17 protein-coding genes are annotated in these 17272 nt (G+C 60.1%); 9 read left to right on the top strand and 8 right to left on the bottom strand.

From position 1 onward, the window contains the following. Positions 1-35: 35 nt before the first annotated feature. Positions 36-1067 carry a LacI family DNA-binding transcriptional regulator gene (locus tag ACLLJI_RS12950; protein WP_434612840.1) on the bottom strand — a complete coding sequence of 344 codons (1032 nt, stop codon included), beginning with the start codon at positions 1065-1067 and terminating at the stop codon, positions 36-38. Positions 1068-1211: 144 nt separating this feature from the next. On the opposite strand from ACLLJI_RS12950, the gene ACLLJI_RS12945 reads away from it, so the two are divergent. From ACLLJI_RS12945 to ACLLJI_RS12920, 6 genes are all read left to right on the top strand, one after another. Beyond that, a complete protein-coding gene (locus tag ACLLJI_RS12945; protein WP_434612838.1) occupies positions 1212-2024 on the top strand; it encodes a glutamine amidotransferase in 813 nt (270 codons plus the stop codon). Beyond that, positions 2017-3177 (top strand): M24 family metallopeptidase, encoded by a 1161-nt coding sequence (locus ACLLJI_RS12940; protein WP_434612836.1) that lies wholly within the window; start codon positions 2017-2019, stop codon positions 3175-3177. The genes ACLLJI_RS12945 and ACLLJI_RS12940 overlap by 8 nt, the downstream gene beginning before the upstream one ends. A gap of 8 nt (positions 3178-3185) precedes the next feature. Continuing rightward, the gene (locus tag ACLLJI_RS12935; RefSeq protein WP_434612833.1) at positions 3186-4298 is read left to right on the top strand and encodes an ABC transporter ATP-binding protein; all 1113 of its coding nucleotides are present in this window, start codon (positions 3186-3188) and stop codon (positions 4296-4298) included. Between the two features lie 31 nt (positions 4299-4329). Further along, a complete protein-coding gene (locus ACLLJI_RS12930) occupies positions 4330-5391 on the top strand; it encodes an ABC transporter substrate-binding protein (protein ID WP_434612831.1) in 1062 nt (353 codons plus the stop codon). Next, positions 5388-7193: an ABC transporter permease subunit gene (locus ACLLJI_RS12925; protein WP_434612829.1), complete on the top strand. Its 1806-nt coding sequence runs from the start codon at positions 5388-5390 to the stop codon at positions 7191-7193. The genes ACLLJI_RS12930 and ACLLJI_RS12925 overlap by 4 nt, the downstream gene beginning before the upstream one ends. An 89-nt stretch (positions 7194-7282) precedes the next feature. Further along, complete coding sequence (locus ACLLJI_RS12920; protein ID WP_434612827.1) at positions 7283-8218, top strand: ribokinase; 936 nt, start codon at positions 7283-7285, stop codon at positions 8216-8218. Between the two features lie 91 nt (positions 8219-8309). On the opposite strand, the gene ACLLJI_RS12915 is transcribed toward ACLLJI_RS12920, so the two are convergent. From ACLLJI_RS12915 to ACLLJI_RS12900, 4 genes are all read right to left on the bottom strand, one after another. Next, positions 8310-9272 (bottom strand): IS3 family transposase, encoded by a 963-nt coding sequence (locus tag ACLLJI_RS12915; protein ID WP_434612825.1) that lies wholly within the window; start codon positions 9270-9272, stop codon positions 8310-8312. Between the two features lie 26 nt (positions 9273-9298). Next, positions 9299-9799 (bottom strand): transposase, encoded by a 501-nt coding sequence (locus ACLLJI_RS12910; protein ID WP_434612823.1) that lies wholly within the window; start codon positions 9797-9799, stop codon positions 9299-9301. A 408-nt stretch (positions 9800-10207) separates the two neighbouring features. After that, positions 10208-10966, bottom strand: a complete 759-nt coding sequence (locus ACLLJI_RS12905; RefSeq protein ID WP_434612821.1) for a hypothetical protein — start codon at positions 10964-10966, stop codon at positions 10208-10210. A 498-nt stretch (positions 10967-11464) separates the two neighbouring features. Further along, positions 11465-11665: a hypothetical protein gene (locus ACLLJI_RS12900; RefSeq protein WP_434612819.1), complete on the bottom strand. Its 201-nt coding sequence runs from the start codon at positions 11663-11665 to the stop codon at positions 11465-11467. A 263-nt stretch (positions 11666-11928) separates the two neighbouring features. On the opposite strand from ACLLJI_RS12900, the gene istA reads away from it, so the two are divergent. The 3 genes from istA to ACLLJI_RS12885 are packed head-to-tail and all read left to right on the top strand — an operon-like array spanning position 11929 to position 13983. Beyond that, on the top strand, positions 11929-13395 hold the full coding sequence (gene istA / locus ACLLJI_RS12895; protein WP_434612817.1) for an IS21 family transposase: 1467 nt from the start codon (positions 11929-11931) through the stop codon (positions 13393-13395). After that, a complete protein-coding gene (locus ACLLJI_RS12890; protein WP_434612815.1) occupies positions 13392-13601 on the top strand; it encodes a hypothetical protein in 210 nt (69 codons plus the stop codon). Before istA ends, ACLLJI_RS12890 begins: the two co-directional genes overlap by 4 nt. Then, positions 13555-13983: an ATP-binding protein gene (locus ACLLJI_RS12885; RefSeq protein WP_434612813.1), complete on the top strand. Its 429-nt coding sequence runs from the start codon at positions 13555-13557 to the stop codon at positions 13981-13983. The genes ACLLJI_RS12890 and ACLLJI_RS12885 overlap by 47 nt, the downstream gene beginning before the upstream one ends. Here the strand turns inward: ACLLJI_RS12885 and ACLLJI_RS12880 are convergent, their stop codons facing one another. The 3 genes from ACLLJI_RS12880 to ACLLJI_RS12870 are packed head-to-tail and all read right to left on the bottom strand — an operon-like array spanning position 13984 to position 17101. Next, a complete protein-coding gene (locus ACLLJI_RS12880) occupies positions 13984-14973 on the bottom strand; it encodes a tyrosine-type recombinase/integrase (RefSeq protein WP_283562473.1) in 990 nt (329 codons plus the stop codon). Next, complete coding sequence (locus ACLLJI_RS12875) at positions 14970-15902, bottom strand: tyrosine-type recombinase/integrase (protein ID WP_434612232.1); 933 nt, start codon at positions 15900-15902, stop codon at positions 14970-14972. The genes ACLLJI_RS12880 and ACLLJI_RS12875 overlap by 4 nt, the downstream gene beginning before the upstream one ends. Then, positions 15899-17101: a tyrosine-type recombinase/integrase gene (locus tag ACLLJI_RS12870; protein WP_434612234.1), complete on the bottom strand. Its 1203-nt coding sequence runs from the start codon at positions 17099-17101 to the stop codon at positions 15899-15901. Before ACLLJI_RS12870 ends, ACLLJI_RS12875 begins: the two co-directional genes overlap by 4 nt. Positions 17102-17272: the final 171 nt, after the last annotated feature.

Raw genomic sequence — 17272 nt, 5'->3', positions numbered from 1 at the left:
TAGGACAAGGCCTGGCGCGCGCCGAACTGCGTTCCTCATGGTTGTGGGGACGGGGGGTTTGGGCCGAACCGCGATTCGCCGGAGGAAGCACGGGCGATGAGGGTGACGGACAGGATTTCGCGGTGAGGTTGAGGCGGGGATTTGTGCTCAAGTGAATCCAGCAGGATCTCGGCGGCTTTGGAGCCCAGACCCGTGATGTCCTGATGGACGGAGGTGATGGTGGGTTGCGATCGCCGGGCCAGGGAGATGTCATCAAAGCCGACCACGGAGACGTCTTCTGGCACGCGCAGCTTCATGGCTTGCAGTTCTTGGATGGCCGCGTGGGCCATGAGGTCATTGACGGCGAAAATCGCGGTGAAGTCGTCGTCAGTAATATCGCCGATGCACGCTTGCAGGGCTGCGGTTCCACCATCGATGGTCAACGCCCCACGGCTGACGGTGGCAATGCCGCCCGCCGCGGCCCAGGCGGACAGGAATCCCTCCACCCGCTGAGTGCTGCTGATGAGGTGTTCTTCCCCGGCCAAGACCAACGCCTTGTGATGACCGTATTCCAACAAATGCTCGGCCGCCAGCCGGCCGCCGGTGACATTGTCGGAGACCACAGCAACAGTCCGTGAGCCTTCGATCTCCTCATCGACGTGAACGAGCGGAATGTCTCCCAGCAGCCTGGTCAGCTCCTCTCCCGTCATTTCGGCGCCGGCGGCGTAGATGACGCCGTCGACAGCCTTGCCGCGGAGCATTTCCAGGTAAAGGACTTCACGTTCATGGTTGAAGCCGGTGTTGCACAACAGGATGTTGTATCCCCTGGAGCTCGCAACTCCCTCGGCGCCTTTGGTGAGTATGGCGAAAAATTCATCCCCGACATCAGGCACAAGCATCGCCACAATGCGGGTCATCCCCAAGGCGAGGTTTTGTGCGGCCCTGTGGGGCAGGTAGGCGAGCTTTTCCATGGCATCGTGCACACGTTGCTGGACCTCGTCGCTGACCTTCCGCTTTCCGCTGAGGGTGTGGGAAACCGTCGTGGGGCTCACCCCGGCCAGTGAAGCAACATCGGCTATGGATACCACGGGCCCTCCTTCAGGTCGTCGTTCACGTCATTTGCAAACCGCTTTGCCAAACCTCTTGCCAAACCGCTTTGGTCAAACGTAGCCTAGGTCACAACGCCGACGCAAGACCGCCGGTATCGGCGCGTAACCCCTGAAAATTCAAGGATGATGATGATTAAAGTTCTGCTCGCTGGCGAATCCTGGATCAGCAATTCGACACATTACAAAGGGTTCGATTCGTTCAACAGCGTGACCTTCCACACCGGGCATGGTCCGTTGGTCAAGGCGCTGACCGGATCCGATATTGACCTGACGTTTATGCCGGGTCATGAGGTGGCGGAAAACTTCCCTTCGGATTTGGACTCCCTCAACAAGTTCGATGTTGTGATCATCTCGGACATTGGCGCCAACAGCCTGCTGCTTTCGGCCAGCACGTGGCTGTCTTCACAAAGGCAGCCCGATCGGCTGGAACTGTTGGCTGAGTGGACGGCCAGCGGCGGCGGTCTGGCCATGATGGGCGGCTACCTTAGCTTTCAGGGCATTGAAGGAAAGGCCTTCTATGCCGGGTCCGCGGTGGAACGTGTCCTTCCGGTGGAGATTTCACGTTTTGATGACCGGGTCGAATGTCCGGCCGGTGTCCGGCCGGTGTCGATTTTACCCACCGGCAGGGTGGACGGGCCCTTCTCTATGCCCGAGGGCCCTTGGCCCCACCTGCTCGGCTACAACAAGGTCACCGCCAAGACTGGTTCCCAGGTCCTGGCCGAGATTGGGCCGGACCCTCTGCTGGTTTTGGGAGCGGTGGAACAGGGCCGCTCGGCTGCCTGGACCAGCGACATCTCCCCGCACTGGTGCCCTGATGAGTTCTCCAGCTGGGACGGCTACCGGACCATCTTTATCTCGCTGATTACTTGGCTGGCCGGCAGCCAGGAGGCCTTGGCGTCTGTGCCGCTGATGAACAAGGAGACCACTAATGTATGAGGCCATCACCCGGGTTTCAGAGCTGACGGAGCGGCGTGACCGCTTTCAAGAGCGGATGCTCCAGGCCGGCTTTGATGCCGCCATCATTTCCTCCCCCCTCAGCGTCCACTACCTCACGGGAGTGGACCTGGGCGGGTTCCTGTCACCGCAAGCGCTGATATTTGCCGCCGACAAGGACCCCGTTCTCATCGTCCGCGATATTGAAATGACCTGGCAGGACCACTGGGCAGAAAGGTCGTGGTGCAAGACCTGGGCATCCTACAATGACGACCAGGACGCCCATGTTGTCATAGGTGAAGCTACCAGCCAGTTGGCCGGTAAGGGGGTGAAGAGGCTCGGACTTGAGCTCAACAGACCTACCATGAGCTACGACGCCGTCCAGAAGCTGCTCTCTACCATTGATCCTGGTGCGATCGGCTCGATCACCGAGACGATCGAAGGGATGCGCCGCATCAAATCCGCAACAGAGATTGGATTTATGCGGGAGGCCGGGAAGATCGCCGTGGCAGGGGTGTACGCACAGGCTGATGCCGTCCGCGGTGGCGCCACCGACACCCAGTCCGTGTCCGCGGCGTTTGGTGCCATGTTGGAGGCCGGGGCCTCCCTGCTTGCTGACCCGCCGTCGTTGCCCGTCGGTCCCGGGTCGGCGCGCGCCCACAGCCACTGGGACGGCAAGAAGCCTGCCGATGGTGACGTTGTTACCTTCTTCATGTCGGGCAGTTACGGCCGCTACCAGTGCCCGGTCGAGAGGACCTTCGTGTATGGGAACAACCATGGACGGGCCCAAAGCGTCATCGACTCCGTCGTGGAGGTACAAACGGAGATCCTGGATTTCTTAAAGGCCGGGGTGGTTTCCTCCGAAGCCGACCAGTTTGCGAAGAAGCTCTATGAAGCACGAGGCCTGGAACAATACCGGGCGTGCCGGCTGGGGTATTCAATCGGCATAGCGTACCCGCCCGGATGGTGGGAGAACGAGATCGCCCAAATCCGCCCCGGCAGCGACATGGTCCTTGAACCCGGCATGGCTTTCCATATCGTTCCGTGCCTGTGTGTTCCGGATGTGGGCTTCGTCAACCGCAGCATGGCCGTTGTCATCACGGAGAACGGCTGTGAGCCGCTCATTGACCTGCCGATAGACAAGCAGGTTCTGTGATGGAGCCGGTGACGACCGCCGAACGCCCAGCCACCTCCAGGCGGCCGGCCACTGGTGCTTCCATCAGGGTCAGGAACGCCAAGAAAAGCTACGGACCGACAGTGGTGCTCGAAAACTTGGACCTTAATATTGAGCCAGGGGAGTTCGTAACCTTGCTCGGACCGAGCGGATCGGGAAAGTCGACCCTGCTCAACGCCATCGCCGGGCTGGAAAACCTGACAGGCGGCACCATTGAAGTCGATGGGCGTGACCTGACTCGCGTTCCTGCCCACAAGAGGGGCTTCGGCATGGTTTTCCAGTCCTATGCTCTTTTCCCCCACCTGACGGTGGCCGAAAATGTCGGCTATCCACTGCGTGTCCGGCATATGGGGGCACGAGACCGGCGCCTCCAGGTGCAGAAATACCTGGAACTGGTTGCCCTCGGCCACGTGGCTGACAGATTGCCGTCCCAGCTCAGCGGCGGCCAGCAACAGCGTGTATCACTGGCCCGGGCGATGGTGTTTGAGCCAAGTGTGCTGCTCATGGATGAACCCCTCGGTGCTTTGGACCGGAACTTGCGCCAGTCGTTGCAGTTTGAGATCCGCAAGCTCCAGCTCGAAGCGGGGTCAACGGTGATCTACGTTACCCACGACCATGACGAGGCCTTGTCCATGAGCGACAAGGTGGCACTGCTCAACGACGGCAGGATCGTACAGTTGGCCTCCCCCCGGGATCTCTACCGCAACCCACGGAATTCGTATGTGGCCGCCGCTTTTGGTGAAACCAGCCTGCTGCAATGCACGCTTGACCCCGGACATGCCGGCTTGACCGCCCATCTGACCGGAAGTGGGCAGATCCTGCGCGTCCCGGAGCACACCAACCACACCTGCACCGGGGGCGAGGGATTCCTTGCGGTACGGCCAGAAATGGCGACCATCGTGGGTCCTGGCGATCCCAGGGCGCACCTCCACGGAATGCTCGAGTCAGTCGCCTTCATGGGTGACATCTGGCGGTGCGAGGTGAGGGTCGGAACGGAAACCCTCATCGCCACGGCCCCGTCAGGGGCGGCCCTTGCCTATCAGCCCGGTCAAGACATCGGGCTGACTCTCGATTTGGATTCACTGCGACTCGTAGCCATCTAGGCTCCGACATCAACTCACAGAAAGAACAACCATGAAACGAATGATTTGGGCGAACATCGCCATCGTGGCGTCCCTGGGCACTGTCCTTGCCGGGTGCGGCACCCCGGGATCCAATGCTGGTTCGGCACCCAGCCAAACTGTCACCGTGGTGGACGGCGGCGGCGCTTACCATGATGCGATGGTCAAGGCCGTGTATGAACCGTTTGAGAAAGAAACGGGGATCAAGGTAGTTTCGCAAAGCTACGACTACTCCCAGGGCGCCATCAAGGCCCAGGTATTGGGCGCCAAGCAGTGGGATGTCGTGTCCACCTCCACCATCCTGGACGACGCGGCGGCTGCCGAACTATACCAGCCCATCGACTACACGGTTGTGGACAAGGACGGATACTCGGCCACCGATGCCTCCAAGTACTTCCTGTGGTCGGTGTACTCTGCCAACGTTCTTGCCTGGAACACGAACTCCATCAAGACTGCACCCACGTCGTGGGCCGATCTCTGGGACACCGGCAAGTTCCCCGGCCCGCGGGCTCTGTGGAACAGCCCCCAGTCCGTGCTGGAAATCGCTCTCCTGGCCGATGGGGTGAGCTGGGACAAGATGTACCCGCTGGACGTGGACCGCGCCTTCAAGAAACTCGATGAACTCAAGAGCAAGACCAACATTGTGTGGTACGACTCCGGCGCCCAACAAACCCAAAACTTCTCCAGCGGCGCAGCCGTCATCGGTGAAGGATGGAACGGGCGTATCGCCTCCTCACGGGAACAAGGGCAGCCGGTGGACTACACCATCAACGGGGCCCTCTCAGGCGGAACAGCATGGGCTGTCCTGAAGACCGCACCCAACAAGACCAACGCGATGAAATTCATGAACTATGCCGGCGGCGCTGAGGCAGGAGCCGCACTGGCTCAGGCCTTCCCCGGCATGTCACCAGCCAATACCAAGTCATACCCGCTGATTCCCGAGAAGATTGCCAAGAACCTTGAGTCCAACCCCGCCAATGCTAAGGTGGTGGCCGGAAACATGGACGCACAGTGGTGGGCCACCAACTACAACGCCGTCTACGAGCGCTGGCAGAAATGGTACTCGGCCAAGTGAAACAACTGAACAAGAAGCCATCGGTGGGATGGGCGGCCATCCCACCGGTTCTCTTCCTTATCCTGTTCTTCATACTGCCGCTTTTTTACATGGTCCGTCAGAGCTTATGGCTGCCAGACTTCTCGGTCTCGAAATACGTAGAGGCTGTCACCAATTCCGCCTACACGGGCGGACTGAAAAACTCCCTGGTTCTGGCAGCGTATGCCACTCTCTACACCACCATACTGGGACTCTTCCTCGTCTATGCCATGGACCGCTGGGGAAAGAAATGGCAAATCGCCATCGGCATTTCCCTGCTCATTCCGCTCGTGACCAACGGTGAACTCGTCCGGGTCCTGGCCTGGATGATTGGGCTGAGCCCGACCGGTCCCATCACAGCTGTCGCACGCTTCTTTGGATTCCTCCACGCCGGTGAAGGCCTGGCCCCCAGCCTCGGGGCCGTCGTCCTTGGACTCGTGCACATCCTTCTGCCGTTCTTCGTTTTCGTTGTGTACTCAACCACCCGGGGAGCTGATGCCAGGATAGAAAAAGCGGCGGTCCTCATGGGAGGCAATAAGCTCCAAGCGTTCCTTTACGCAGCCCTTCCGGCCGCCATACCAGGAATTCTTGCAGGCATGCTTCTGGCCTTCATGATGACCTTGGGCTACTACGCCACCCCGGCACTGTTGGGAAATCCACAAGACACGGTCTTGCCCGTCCTGATCGCCAACCAGATCAAGCTCCTCGGGGACTACGGCCAAGCCGCAGCCCTGGGCATGCTGCTCCTCGGGGTCATCCTGCTGTTCATCCTTGCACTCAACAAATTAGGTGTCATGCAAAGTCTCTACGGAGACCCCTCCAGCAAGGACAACGGCAAAGCCGGACAGTCACGCATGAGCAACTACTGGTGCTCACTGGTATGTTCCACGCCCGTACAACGGGTGACCGCCGTTGTCAGTGGCTTCAAAGCTTTCCGATGGACCTCCTACGCCCTCGCCCGGTTGGTCGTCCTGCTGCTGCTGCTATTCCTGGCTGTCCCGCTCATTATTTCGCTGGGCGCTAGTTTCACACCGACAGAACTGCTGACCTTCCCACCCCAAGGCATCTCGCTTCGCTGGTACGAAACATTCTTCTCCGACCAGGTATGGACATCGAGTGCCCTCAACAGCCTGATCATTGCGTTCATGAGTGCTGTGGTTTCGGTGATCTTCGGCGCCCTGGCAGCAGCAGCACTGACACGCGGAAAGTTCAAGGGAAAGGGAGCACTATTTGCCCTGCTCATCGCGCCACTGGTCATTCCCTGGATCGTTCCGGCCCTGGGGCTCTACTTTGAAAGCGTTTCCCTGGGAGTCGCCTTCACCTACACCGGCATCTCCATAGGCCACGTCGTATTGGCCCTCCCATACAGCACCCTGGTGTTGAGCACCGCCTTGAGGGGATTCGATTGGCGTTTGGATCTTGCCGCACGCATGAGCGGGGCTTCCCTCGGCAGGAGGATAGTGGATATTTACATCCCTCTGCTCAGGCCAGCCATGCTCTCGGCATTCCTGTTCTCGTTCCTGACCTCGTTTACGGAATTTGTGTTTGCCTTCTTCATGAGCGACGTGCACCTCAAGACTCTGCCAGTCCAAATGTGGGAAGGCCTGACGTTCAACGTGACACCCACGGTGGCTGCGGCCGGGGGCATCTTCACCGCCCTGGCACTGCTGGCCATGATCATCGTCGGGATCTGGCAGTACATGGCAACACGACGCCTTTCTTCCAAGAAAAACTTCCCAAAGACTGCAACCCCTCCACAAAAAATAACAGTCCTTAGTTCATAAGGGATACCCGACCGGCCACGATCCATGGAAGAACGCCCGTTCCGGACGATATTCCAAAATGTCCCCCACTGCGGAAAAATGGAGAACCTATGAGTAAAACGACCACCCCTCCCACCGTGCTGGTCGTCGGGTCCCTGAATATGGACCTGTCAGTGCGCACATCGAGGTTCCCAAGTCCGGGGGAGACAGTACACGGCGGGGAGCTCAAAAAAGTCCCTGGGGGGAAAGGGGCGAATCAAGCAACTGCCGCAAGGACCCTGGGCTGTCAGGTCTCGATCATTGGAGCCGTCGGAGACGATGATTTCGGATCCACGCTTCTTGCGGCAGCACAAACCCACGGCATAGACACCTCCCACGTCAGCGCCCTACCCGGAATCGCCACAGGGTCCGCGATGATTGCGATTGCCGACGACGGGGAGAACACCATCATCGTGTCCCCGGGGGCCAACGGACGACTCCTCCCTTCCCACATAATTGAAGCCGAAGCCCTGTTTCGAGAATCAGCAGTACTGTGCCTGTCACTGGAAACGCCCCTGGCAACCGTTCAGGCCGCAGCACGAATGGGAAAAATCCACGGGATCACCAGCATCCTGAACCTCTCGCCCCACCGTGACGTCCCAAGGGATTTACTGGATACTATCGACATATTGCTTGTAAACAGACATGAAGCTGCAGGACTTCTCGGCCGTCCAGTCATCGACTCCGATGAGTGGGAAATGGTGCAATCACAGTTTTTCAGGGCCGGCTTGACCCGGGTCGTGGTAACCCTTGGCTCTCAAGGTGCCGTGGTGCTCGATTCCACCGACGATGAAAGCATGCCCTACATGGTTGAACCACTCACTGTCCAAGCCGTGGACACCACAGGGTGCGGGGACGCATTCTTCGGAGCAATCGCCCAGCAGATCGCACTCGGAGCCGGACTGACCGAAGCCGCCACCTTCGCAGCCAAAGTCGCATCCCTCACAGCAACCAGGGACGGAGCCCAAACCTCATACACCGTTCTCGCAGACATCTACCAGGACTGAATTGGACAGTGACCATGAATCGTTCATTCTCGGACTGCATTGAGCCAGAGACTCGGAATTTGTCAAGTCAAATGAGACATGGTCGTAGTAGTTAATGAACCGATAACTCGGCGCGTTTCGCTGGGTCGTTGATCGCCGCCTTGACCGGCAACGGTGGCGCGGCAGGCCGGCGGGCAAACCGTTCAGGATGCGCGCCGTAAGCGCGGTCCAGGGTGACTTGGCGTTGTTCACGCACGGCACCCGCGGTGCCGTAATGCACGCTGGCCGGAGTGTGATAACCAATTCCCGAGTGCCGGTGCTCATGGTTGTAGTAGGCGATAAATCCTTCCATCCAGGCCCTGGCCTCATTCACTGAAGCGAAGCGTTCAGGGTAGTCAGAGGTGTATTTCATGGTCTTGAACTGGGCCTCGGAGAACGGATTATCGTTACTTGTATGAGGCCTGGAATGCGACCGGGTGATGTCCATGTCCACCAGCATCGAGGCCAAGGCCTTGGACGTCATCGCCGCCCCGCCATCGGCATGCAGGTACCCCGGTGGATGCCCACCGGTATCCGCAACGATCTCCTGCACGAGATCGGCAGCGAGCTGACCGTCCTCGATACGTTCGATGCGCCAACCGACCACGTAGCGGGAGAAAATATCGAGCACCACGTAAGCGTGGTACCAGATTCCCTTGGCCGGACCCCTCATCTTCGTTATATCCCACGACCACACGCCGTTGGGTTCCGTGGCCACCAACTCGGGAATCTTCTTTGGCGGATGGGTGGCCTGCCGCCTGCGCTCCCCGCCAATTTTCGCCTCCGCCAACACGCGATACATCGTGCGCTGAGAACACCAATACCGCCCCTCGTCCAGCTCGCGGACGTAGACCTGGGTCGGTGAGAGGTTCGCGTAGTCCTCCCGGTTGAGTACCTCCAGGACCCCGGCACGTTCGGCCGCTGAGAGCTCAGCCGGGTGCTGTGCCTTGGGCCACGGACCGTGCATCCGCGGTTTCGGGTTGGCTTGGCGGTGATGGGTAGCCCGGGGCCGACCTACCAGTTTGCAGGCTTTCACTAACCCGATATGCCCGGTGAGTTCCGTTACGGTTTTTGCTTGCCATGACTGGTAGTCGGTGCCGGTGATGACGCGTTCTTGGATGAGAGAGCTTCCAAGAACGCGACCCCTTTTCCCAAGGTCTCCAGAGCCGCATCCGATGAAGCCAACTGGCCTCGAGTCTTATCATGTGCGGTGCGTTCGGCGGTCAGTTCCTTGGTCAGCTGGACGATCTGGATCTGCTCGGCGGTGTTCTTCGGCCGTCCCCTACGTGCCCCCGCTGCTGGTTTCTCCAGCGTGCCGGCTTCGATAGCGGCCCGCCATTCCTGGATGTGTGAGTCGTAGAGCCGTTCGCGGCGCAGGACCGCACCTTTGGACCCGTTCGGTGCCGTGTCGTATTCCTGGACGATCGCGCGTTTGAACGCGGCACTAAAGGTCCTGCGTGCCTGCCGATTGCTCCGAGGACCCTCGTGCGGTTCCCCTGCGTCCTGGTTGGTTGGTTCTCCCAGCTCGGGGTGGCTGGTTCCTGCTGATGTTCCGATAGTCATGGCGTAGTTTCCCTCCTGCCTTCAGCCTCTATTCTCGTTCAAGAAGCGGTATATAACGAGTCTGACCGATAGGGACTTGCCGGGGCAAGATGGACTCTCGCGAAGCCGAAGAATGCACACAGCCGGAGCGCTGGCTGGACATTGGAGCACCGACCGATTCTAGGTGAACTGGGAGCAAGGTCTAGCGACGGTAGCCCGTCAACCTTACTGGCACCTCTGCGTATCAAGTTCGGGCGGGTTCGCTCGGTGGTGAGCCCTCTGCCGTAGTGATCAGGTCCCGAGCGTCGCGTGGGGTTATGAGCTAACGAACACCAATGTCGCCGCCGATGCACCAAGGAGTTTGTAAGAAGCAGTCGAACGAAATCATCAAAACTCGTCGAGATGCACTGATCTTGTCCCTGCGGGCTTCTACGTAGCCGGGTTCTGTGCGGGCGGCTCTGTAAATTCAAACCCAACGTCTTCAAGACCAGCGGGATCCGGATCGCCTAGATCGTCCAGCTCCAAGAGGATAAGGCGCCTTAGCGCAGCGCGCGCCTGTGCAAAGGAGACCCTTGAGCGATTCCGTTCGCGGTCATCGCCAAACAAGTCATCGACAAAAGTTACCGTTTGTCTTCCCGCATGCATGAACTGTGAGCGAGCGTGGTAAGCCTTCTTGAAGGCCTGTTTTACCTTGCTTCGGTCAATTCCGAAGTGGCGATCGCGCGGCTCTCCTTCGGACCATGATCCCTCCAATGGGGCTCCGGTGGACCCGTCGATGCCCCACACATACGTCTTGACTTCCTCGTCCCAAAATCCGTCGGGGAGCCTTTCAGAGACATACGTTCCAAACGTCTCGGCAAGGCGCATGTGCTTGTCCGCGATGAGACGGTCCCGGAACGCAGACGACTGCTTCTCTGTGAGCGCTTGGCTTTTGAAGAATTTTTCCCATGAGTCGGATTGGTCCCAGGCTTCCCACGACTTAGGTGGGTTCCCGAAGCGCATAGCAAGAGTCTCTAGCCCTGCAACAACCAGAGCATATGCTCCGGTCATATCCCTGGGAAGTAGAAGGCTGGCGCAGTAATGAAGGTGCATGGCCGAACACACTACCTCCGCGTCTTCGTCATGCAGGCTACTAATGCGAGCCAGGGCATCTCTGACGTTGCGCTCCACGTCAGTCCAGTCTGGCATGGGCGCTCCGAGCAATGAGTCGAGATGACCGGTAAGCGGGTAGAAGACAGTTTGAGGTTGGCCTTGCACTGCCAGCGACATTTCGGGGAGCACTTGGCAGCGCCGGTCGGCGACTAGCGTAAGCAGACCCCCTAGGAGGGCATCACGTGTGAGCATTAGTCCCCTCACCTGGAGCTGCCTCTCCATCCAGCACGTGGAGCAGCGCGAGCGACTGGCTATTTTCGCCAGCGACGTATAGCTGCCCAATGGGTTGAACCGCCGTAATGCCGCCGCCGCTTGCAGGTACCAAGCCAGGATGGAGCATTTTTTGAACAAAGGTCCGGGGAGGCCTATCGGGGCCCAGACCTCTTAGGTTCATCGCCCATTGTTTGATGTGGGCAGCTCCGCTCGGATCTGATTTTTCACTCAGCATGAGCACAGTCAAACACATGCATCTGACATTCACTCGGCCTTCTAGGGCAGCGCGCCCGGCTTGATTCAATGTCTGCCCTGCACTGGTCAGGGATCAGTCCGCCGGTCGACGTATCGCGACCACGGTTCGCCTGCGGCGTCGGCGTGGAGGAACGCCACCTGATAGCTGTAACCGAGTGCATCGGCGACCAGTGGTGGCGGAGTGACGGAGAGGTGCTCGTCCAGGGCCGTGTTTTGTGCGCCGAGCAGTTCAATTCCGAGGCCACGGAGCCGGATGTGTGTGATCAACTATTTGTAGGCCGTTTCAGCCAAGAATGTGGGCCAAGTTGGTGGCTCGTTTTAGGCCAAAAGAGCGGTAAGAATCAGGCCAGTCGTTTCTTCCCGGAATCGTCATTTCCCGGGCTGGCTTGGAGATAGAGATCACCCGGTGGTTCGGGGCCCTGCCGAGAGTGTCAGGGACATGGGCCCGCCACCTCCCCGATAAGTTCCTTACGGCGCTGCCATTGCGAAGCGTATGCGCCGGAAGGGCTAGAAAGCAGATGACGGTACCCATGTCCGTACAAGAAAATATCAGAAGACTCGATTCCCGAGGAGTCCCGGTGCGTGAGATCGCCCGACAGTTGGGTGTCAGCCGGGCCTCGGCGGCCAAGTATGCCGGGCAGGAAGATTTCTCCCCGGCGCCCCCGGTACTCTTGGCCAGGCCCGGTGCCTCGGTGTTGACCGGGTTTGAGCACATCATTGAAGCGTGGTTGGGTGAGGATCAGCGCAGGAATGGCAAGCAGCGGCATACGGCCAAACGGATCTTTGACCGGTTGGTGGATGAGCATGGTTACACGGCCACGTATTCACCGGTCCAACGGTTCGTGAAGAAGTGGACGGCCAGGCACCGGCAGGCCGGGGAGGGCTTTACCGAGTTGGTGTGGCCTGCCGGAACGGTGCAGGTCGACTTCGGGCAGGCTGAGGCGATCATTGCCGGGATTCGACAGACCCTGCATATCTTCGTGGTCACTTTCCCGTTCTCGAACATGCGCTTCGTGCAGGGGTACTTGGGCGAGACGGCCGAGTGTGTCTGCCACGGGCTGCGCTCGGTCTTCGAGCACATTGGGGCTGTGCCCCGGCACATGGTCTTTGACAACGCCACCGGCATCGGACGCCGGGTCGGGGCCAAGGTCGTGGAAACGAAACTGTTTGGTGCGTTCAAGTTGCACTATCGTTCCGAGTCTCGGTATTGCAACCCGTATTCGGGGCATGAAAAAGGGAACGTGGAGAACGCTGTCGGGTTCCTGCGCCGCAACCTGATGGTCCCTGAACCCGAGGCGGCCACGTTGGCTGGCCTGAACGAGGTTTTGATGGCGCGGTGCGACGCGCTGGCCGGCACCACGCACTATCGCAAGGGCCTGGCCTTGGGTGAACTGTTCGCCCAGGACGTGGCGGCGTCCCTGGAACTGCCGGGGATCGGATTCGATCCGGTGCGCTACGAATCCAGGAAGGCCGACAAGACCGGGAACCTGCTCATTGACGGCAATACCTACGCCGCTGGCCCGTCCTTCCACGGGCGCAGCCTGACCGTCGGATTGCGCCACGACGTCATCGAGATCCTTGACGAGCATTCCGAACCTGTGAGGTCCTTCCCACGCGCCTTTGGGCATCAAACACAGACGATCTTCGACCCCGCCTCCCTGGTGCCGTTGCTGGTCACCAAGCCCGGGGCGTGGTCCCATTCCCAGCTGCGGCCCCTGGTCCCGGACATGGTGCGTGACTGGCTGGATCAGGCAACGGCCACCGAACGGCGCCGGTTTTTCAACGCGGTTGACGCCGCGGCAGGCTCCGCGGGCTTCGAGGCCGCGGTGGCCGCCGCAGAGACCTTGCTCCAGCGCGGGGACGCCCCCGACATGGCGATGCTGGGCATGCTCGCCCGCCGCCTGGCCGATGGCACCGAACCAGCGGCCGCCAACGTGGATTTGAGTGTCTATGACACCTTCACCACCTTGAACACCGCCACGGGAGAAGTCGCATGAATCCGATCACCGTTCAGGACATCCTCGAAGCCGGCAAGCATGCCTCGCTGACCGGCAGCGTGCTGGGTGAATGGGCCGAGAAGGGCACCCCGAAGCAGCGCGAATACCTCCACGGGGGCCGAACACGAATCCCGGCTGGAATCACGCCGCCAGCGCCTGTTGAAATCCGCGCGGCTGCCGGCCATGAAGAGCCTGACGGGATTTGACTACAGCAGTGTCCGGTTCCCCACCGACTACGGCCGGGAGGCCTTGGAATCGCTGGACTTCATCAACCACTCCCAAGACCTGGTTCTCTACGGGGACGTGGGCACCGGCAAAACCCACATGGCATCGGCTCTGGTGGCGGCCGCCTGCCGGCAAGGTATCCAAGCCAGGTTCTTCACCACCTCGTCCCTGGTGATGATGCTGCGCCGGGCCAAGGACGAAGACCGGCTGGATAAGGAGCTTGCATCCCTGGCCAAGAACCAGCTTTTGGCAATTGATCTATGCCGAGCCGGTAACTATGCCGAGGTGCTGGGAACGCGGGTACCAGAAGAGGCCCTGCCGCTGGGGTCCGGACAAGAATCGGCTGTTCCCATATCGGCATAGTTACAGGCTTTCAAGGAACGCCAGTGTCTTGTCTGTCGGGTGGTAGCGTCCTGGGGTTGCCGCTGTGGGTGTCACGAGGGCGAGTGCTTTTTCCTTGATGGTGAGGTCAGCATGGATATATGCGTCCGTGGAACGAACTCCCGCGTGGCCAAGCCACAATGCGATCACTGAGGTATCAACGCCGGCTTGGAGCAGGGACATGGCACAGGTGTGGCGGAAGACGTGGGGGTGAATTGTCTTGCCTTCCAGTGACGGGCATTGTTGCGTAGCGGTCTTGGCATGAGTGCTGACGCGCAGGGCGACGGCATCGCGGCTGAGGCGGCGTCCGATGCGTGTGGGAAAAAGTGGGTCCTGGGGTTGGACTGCTCGTTCTTTCAACCAGGCCCGCAGTAGCGCTTCGACGGGGACATTGAGTGGAACCTTACGTTGCTTGCGTCCCTTGCCTTCACATCGCACGTTGGCGCCGGTCCCCAGCGTCACGTCATTGCAATTCAGCCCGGTGATCTCCGAAACGCGCAGCCCTGTCTGAATGGCCAACAGCATCAGCGCCTTGTCTCGGCGCCCTTCCCAAGTGGATTGGTCTGGGGCGGCGATCATGGCGTCAACTTCCGGTGCCGTCAGGAAAGTGACGATGCGTTTTTCGAACCGTTTGGGCGGAATCGCCAACACTCGCTGGATCAGGAGCGCATGTTCGGGATGGCGCAGTGCCGCGTAGGAGAAGAGCGAACGGATCGCGGTGAGGCGGACATTGCGGGTTCTGACGCTATTGTGCCGCTGGTCCTCGAGATGGTTGAGAAACCGGGAGATCATGGTCGCGTCCAGGTCGTCCCAATCGAGTCGAGCTGGCAATTTCTTGGTCTGTTCATACACGAACTCCAAAAGGAGTTTGAGGGTGTCTCGGTAGGCGGCGATGGTGCGGGGACTAGCTTGGCGCTGTTGGGCGAGGCGGTCCGTGAAGAACAGTTGCAGGGTCGAGGCGATGAGCGTCATGAGCGTGCCTTCATCCACTGCGCGTCTTGACGTGCGGCGGCCACGGCAAGCAGTTCCGGCGCCGCCGAAAGATACCAGTACGTGGAAGCCGGTTCGCGGTGGCCAAGATACGTTGACAGTGACGGGATCTTGGCCTGCACGTCCTCGTCGCTGCGGTACCAACCAAGCAAGGTTTGAATGGCAAAGGAATGTCTTAGATCATGAATTCTGGGGGCGGAGGGCGAATCGGCCCCGATTCCGGCAGCAGTCACCAGGCACCGGAACGTATGCTGCACGACCTGGTAGCTGAGGCGCTTGCGGGTCAGGGACACGAAGAAACTGGCGTCGATTGATGTTGGCTGCAGTTCATCGCGCAAGGTTGCATGACTCTTCAACGCCTGGATGGTGCTCTCCTGCACTGGCACGAGCCGGGACTTGCCGAACTTGGACTCGCGGATCAACAACACTCTCTCGCTCCAGTCCACGTCCGTGCGGTCAAGTTTGATGGCCTCACCAATGCGCAGCCCAGTTGCCGCCAACAACCCAATCAAGGTTTCATAGGTAGCCGCCCGCAATGGTTGGTCAATCAAGCAGCGGGCCTGGCTCATCAACGCTCCGATATCAGTACTGGAGTAGATGAATGGCAGACGCCATCGCTGGCGGTGGGGCATCAGCTCTAAGGGCGGGACTTCGGTGCCGGGATAGATCCCGGAGAGATAGCGGGCGAATCCGCGTGCCGCGGTCATTCGCCTCGGGCCCACGCTCGAAGGTGCCGTTGTCGATGGTTGCTGCGACCACTCCAACGCCGCCTGCGTGGTTATCGTCGTGCATCCACGGGTATCAAGGAACACTACAAAGCCTGGCAGCAGCCGGTGGCTTTCAGCGAGTTCGTGCCCGAGTGAACGGCGCAGCTGCAGATAGTTCGCCAGGTCCTGCTCCAGCCCGCTCATCGTGCCGTCCCCGGCCATGGTTGGGCCACCTGGCGCAGCGAGTCAAAGTCGACCTTGGCATAAAGAGCCGTCGTGGCCAGATCCTGGTGACGCAGGACCTGGCTGATCGTCGTAAGGCCGGCGCCCTGTTTGAGCATCTCACCAGCCAAGGCATGCCTGAGCCGGTGCGGGCCAAACTTGGGTAGTCCCGCGCGTTTGCAGGCGCGTTCAATGACGTCTCCGACCAAGTCGGCACGGATCGGTCCCCGAGGAGCGCGGCAGGTCAAGAAGACATGAACGGCATCGGCGGGGTTCCGGCCACACGACAAATAGGCCACCAAGGCTTCACCGACTCCGGCGAGCAGCGGCATCCGGTCCTGCCGGCGGGCCTTGCCACGAACCACCAGTTCACCGGCACGCCAATCCATGTCACACAGTTCCAGCCGTGCGACCTCGATTGATCGCAGCCCCAGACGGGCCACCAGCATCGCAATCGCGAAATCCCGGGCGCCCAGCTGCGTGCTGCGGTCAAAACTGTCAAGCAACAACTGCACATCGGTAGCCGAGACTGTCGGTGGCGGCAGAGTTGCCAACCGCCAGCCACCCACCGGGGGTACGGCCGATCCCAGCCGCAGCTCGGTGATTCCTTGCAGATACAGGAAACGCAAAACGGCCCGTAGTTCAGCCACACGGCCCTTCGCCGAGCCGGCCGACACCCTGTTGCACTCCCGTAGCAAGAACGCATTGACATCCGCCCCCGTCAAGGCCGACGGCACGAAAACACCACTACTGTGACACTGTTCCTCGAGGAATCGTCGTGCCGTGTTCTCATATCGGTGCACCGTTGTCGGGGCGAGTCCACGTTCCTGGAACATCCAGGAACGATATTCATCCATCAGCTCGCCAAGTGCTGTCGCCAACGGGGATGCCGCCGGGGCAATACCGGAGTACCGCAAAAATTCCAGCAGTGGCACCAAAGCCCGCGGGCCAGGGAATCTCCGAGTTACCACTGCTTTCCGGGCAGACAAAAACCCGCTCAGGACCTGCTCATTCAACTCCTCGGCCCTCAACCCCTCGGAAGAGAGCCATCGACCGACCCGCCCAATGTCCTTGAGCATGTTCCGGATTGTGCCCGGCGTGTAGCCCCGCCGCACCAACCATGCCCGATACCCCTCAACCTGCGCACCCAGTTGACCGTCATTTCTCTTCGGTCCAGACATGAGATTTCGCCTCCTTCATGGAAGCACCGTTGCTTCCATGACCAGCGTCCTCCCACGGAAACTATGCCGATATGGGAACAGTCGATTCTTGTCCGGACCCCAGCGGCAGGGCCTCTTCTGGTACCCGCGTTCCCAGCACCTCGGCATAGTTACCGGCTCGGCATAGATCAA

This window comes from Arthrobacter sp. A5, assembly GCF_051131705.1.
Taxonomy (GTDB): Bacteria; Actinomycetota; Actinomycetes; order Actinomycetales; family Micrococcaceae; genus Arthrobacter_M.
The sequence above is the reverse complement of the archived record's forward strand: the minus strand, read 5'-3'. Positions and strand labels throughout refer to the sequence as shown.

Excerpts from the sequence above, each read along its gene's own strand:
- ACLLJI_RS12945 (WP_434612838.1), top strand. The coding sequence starts at position 1,212 with ATGATGATGATTAAAGTTCTGCTCGCTGGCGAATCCTGGATCAGCAAT.
- ACLLJI_RS12940 (WP_434612836.1), top strand. The coding sequence starts at position 2,017 with ATGTATGAGGCCATCACCCGGGTTTCAGAGCTGACGGAGCGGCGTGAC.
- ACLLJI_RS12930 (WP_434612831.1), top strand. The coding sequence starts at position 4,330 with ATGAAACGAATGATTTGGGCGAACATCGCCATCGTGGCGTCCCTGGGC.
- ACLLJI_RS12920 (WP_434612827.1), top strand. The coding sequence starts at position 7,283 with ATGAGTAAAACGACCACCCCTCCCACCGTGCTGGTCGTCGGGTCCCTG.
- ACLLJI_RS12910 (WP_434612823.1), bottom strand. The coding sequence starts at position 9,799 with ATGACTATCGGAACATCAGCAGGAACCAGCCACCCCGAGCTGGGAGAA.
- ACLLJI_RS12905 (WP_434612821.1), bottom strand. The coding sequence starts at position 10,966 with ATGCCAGACTGGACTGACGTGGAGCGCAACGTCAGAGATGCCCTGGCT.
- istA (WP_434612817.1), top strand. The coding sequence starts at position 11,929 with ATGTCCGTACAAGAAAATATCAGAAGACTCGATTCCCGAGGAGTCCCG.
- ACLLJI_RS12890 (WP_434612815.1), top strand. The coding sequence starts at position 13,392 with ATGAATCCGATCACCGTTCAGGACATCCTCGAAGCCGGCAAGCATGCC.
- ACLLJI_RS12880 (WP_283562473.1), bottom strand. The coding sequence starts at position 14,973 with ATGACGCTCATCGCCTCGACCCTGCAACTGTTCTTCACGGACCGCCTC.
- ACLLJI_RS12875 (WP_434612232.1), bottom strand. The coding sequence starts at position 15,902 with ATGAGCGGGCTGGAGCAGGACCTGGCGAACTATCTGCAGCTGCGCCGT.
- ACLLJI_RS12870 (WP_434612234.1), bottom strand. The coding sequence starts at position 17,101 with ATGTCTGGACCGAAGAGAAATGACGGTCAACTGGGTGCGCAGGTTGAG.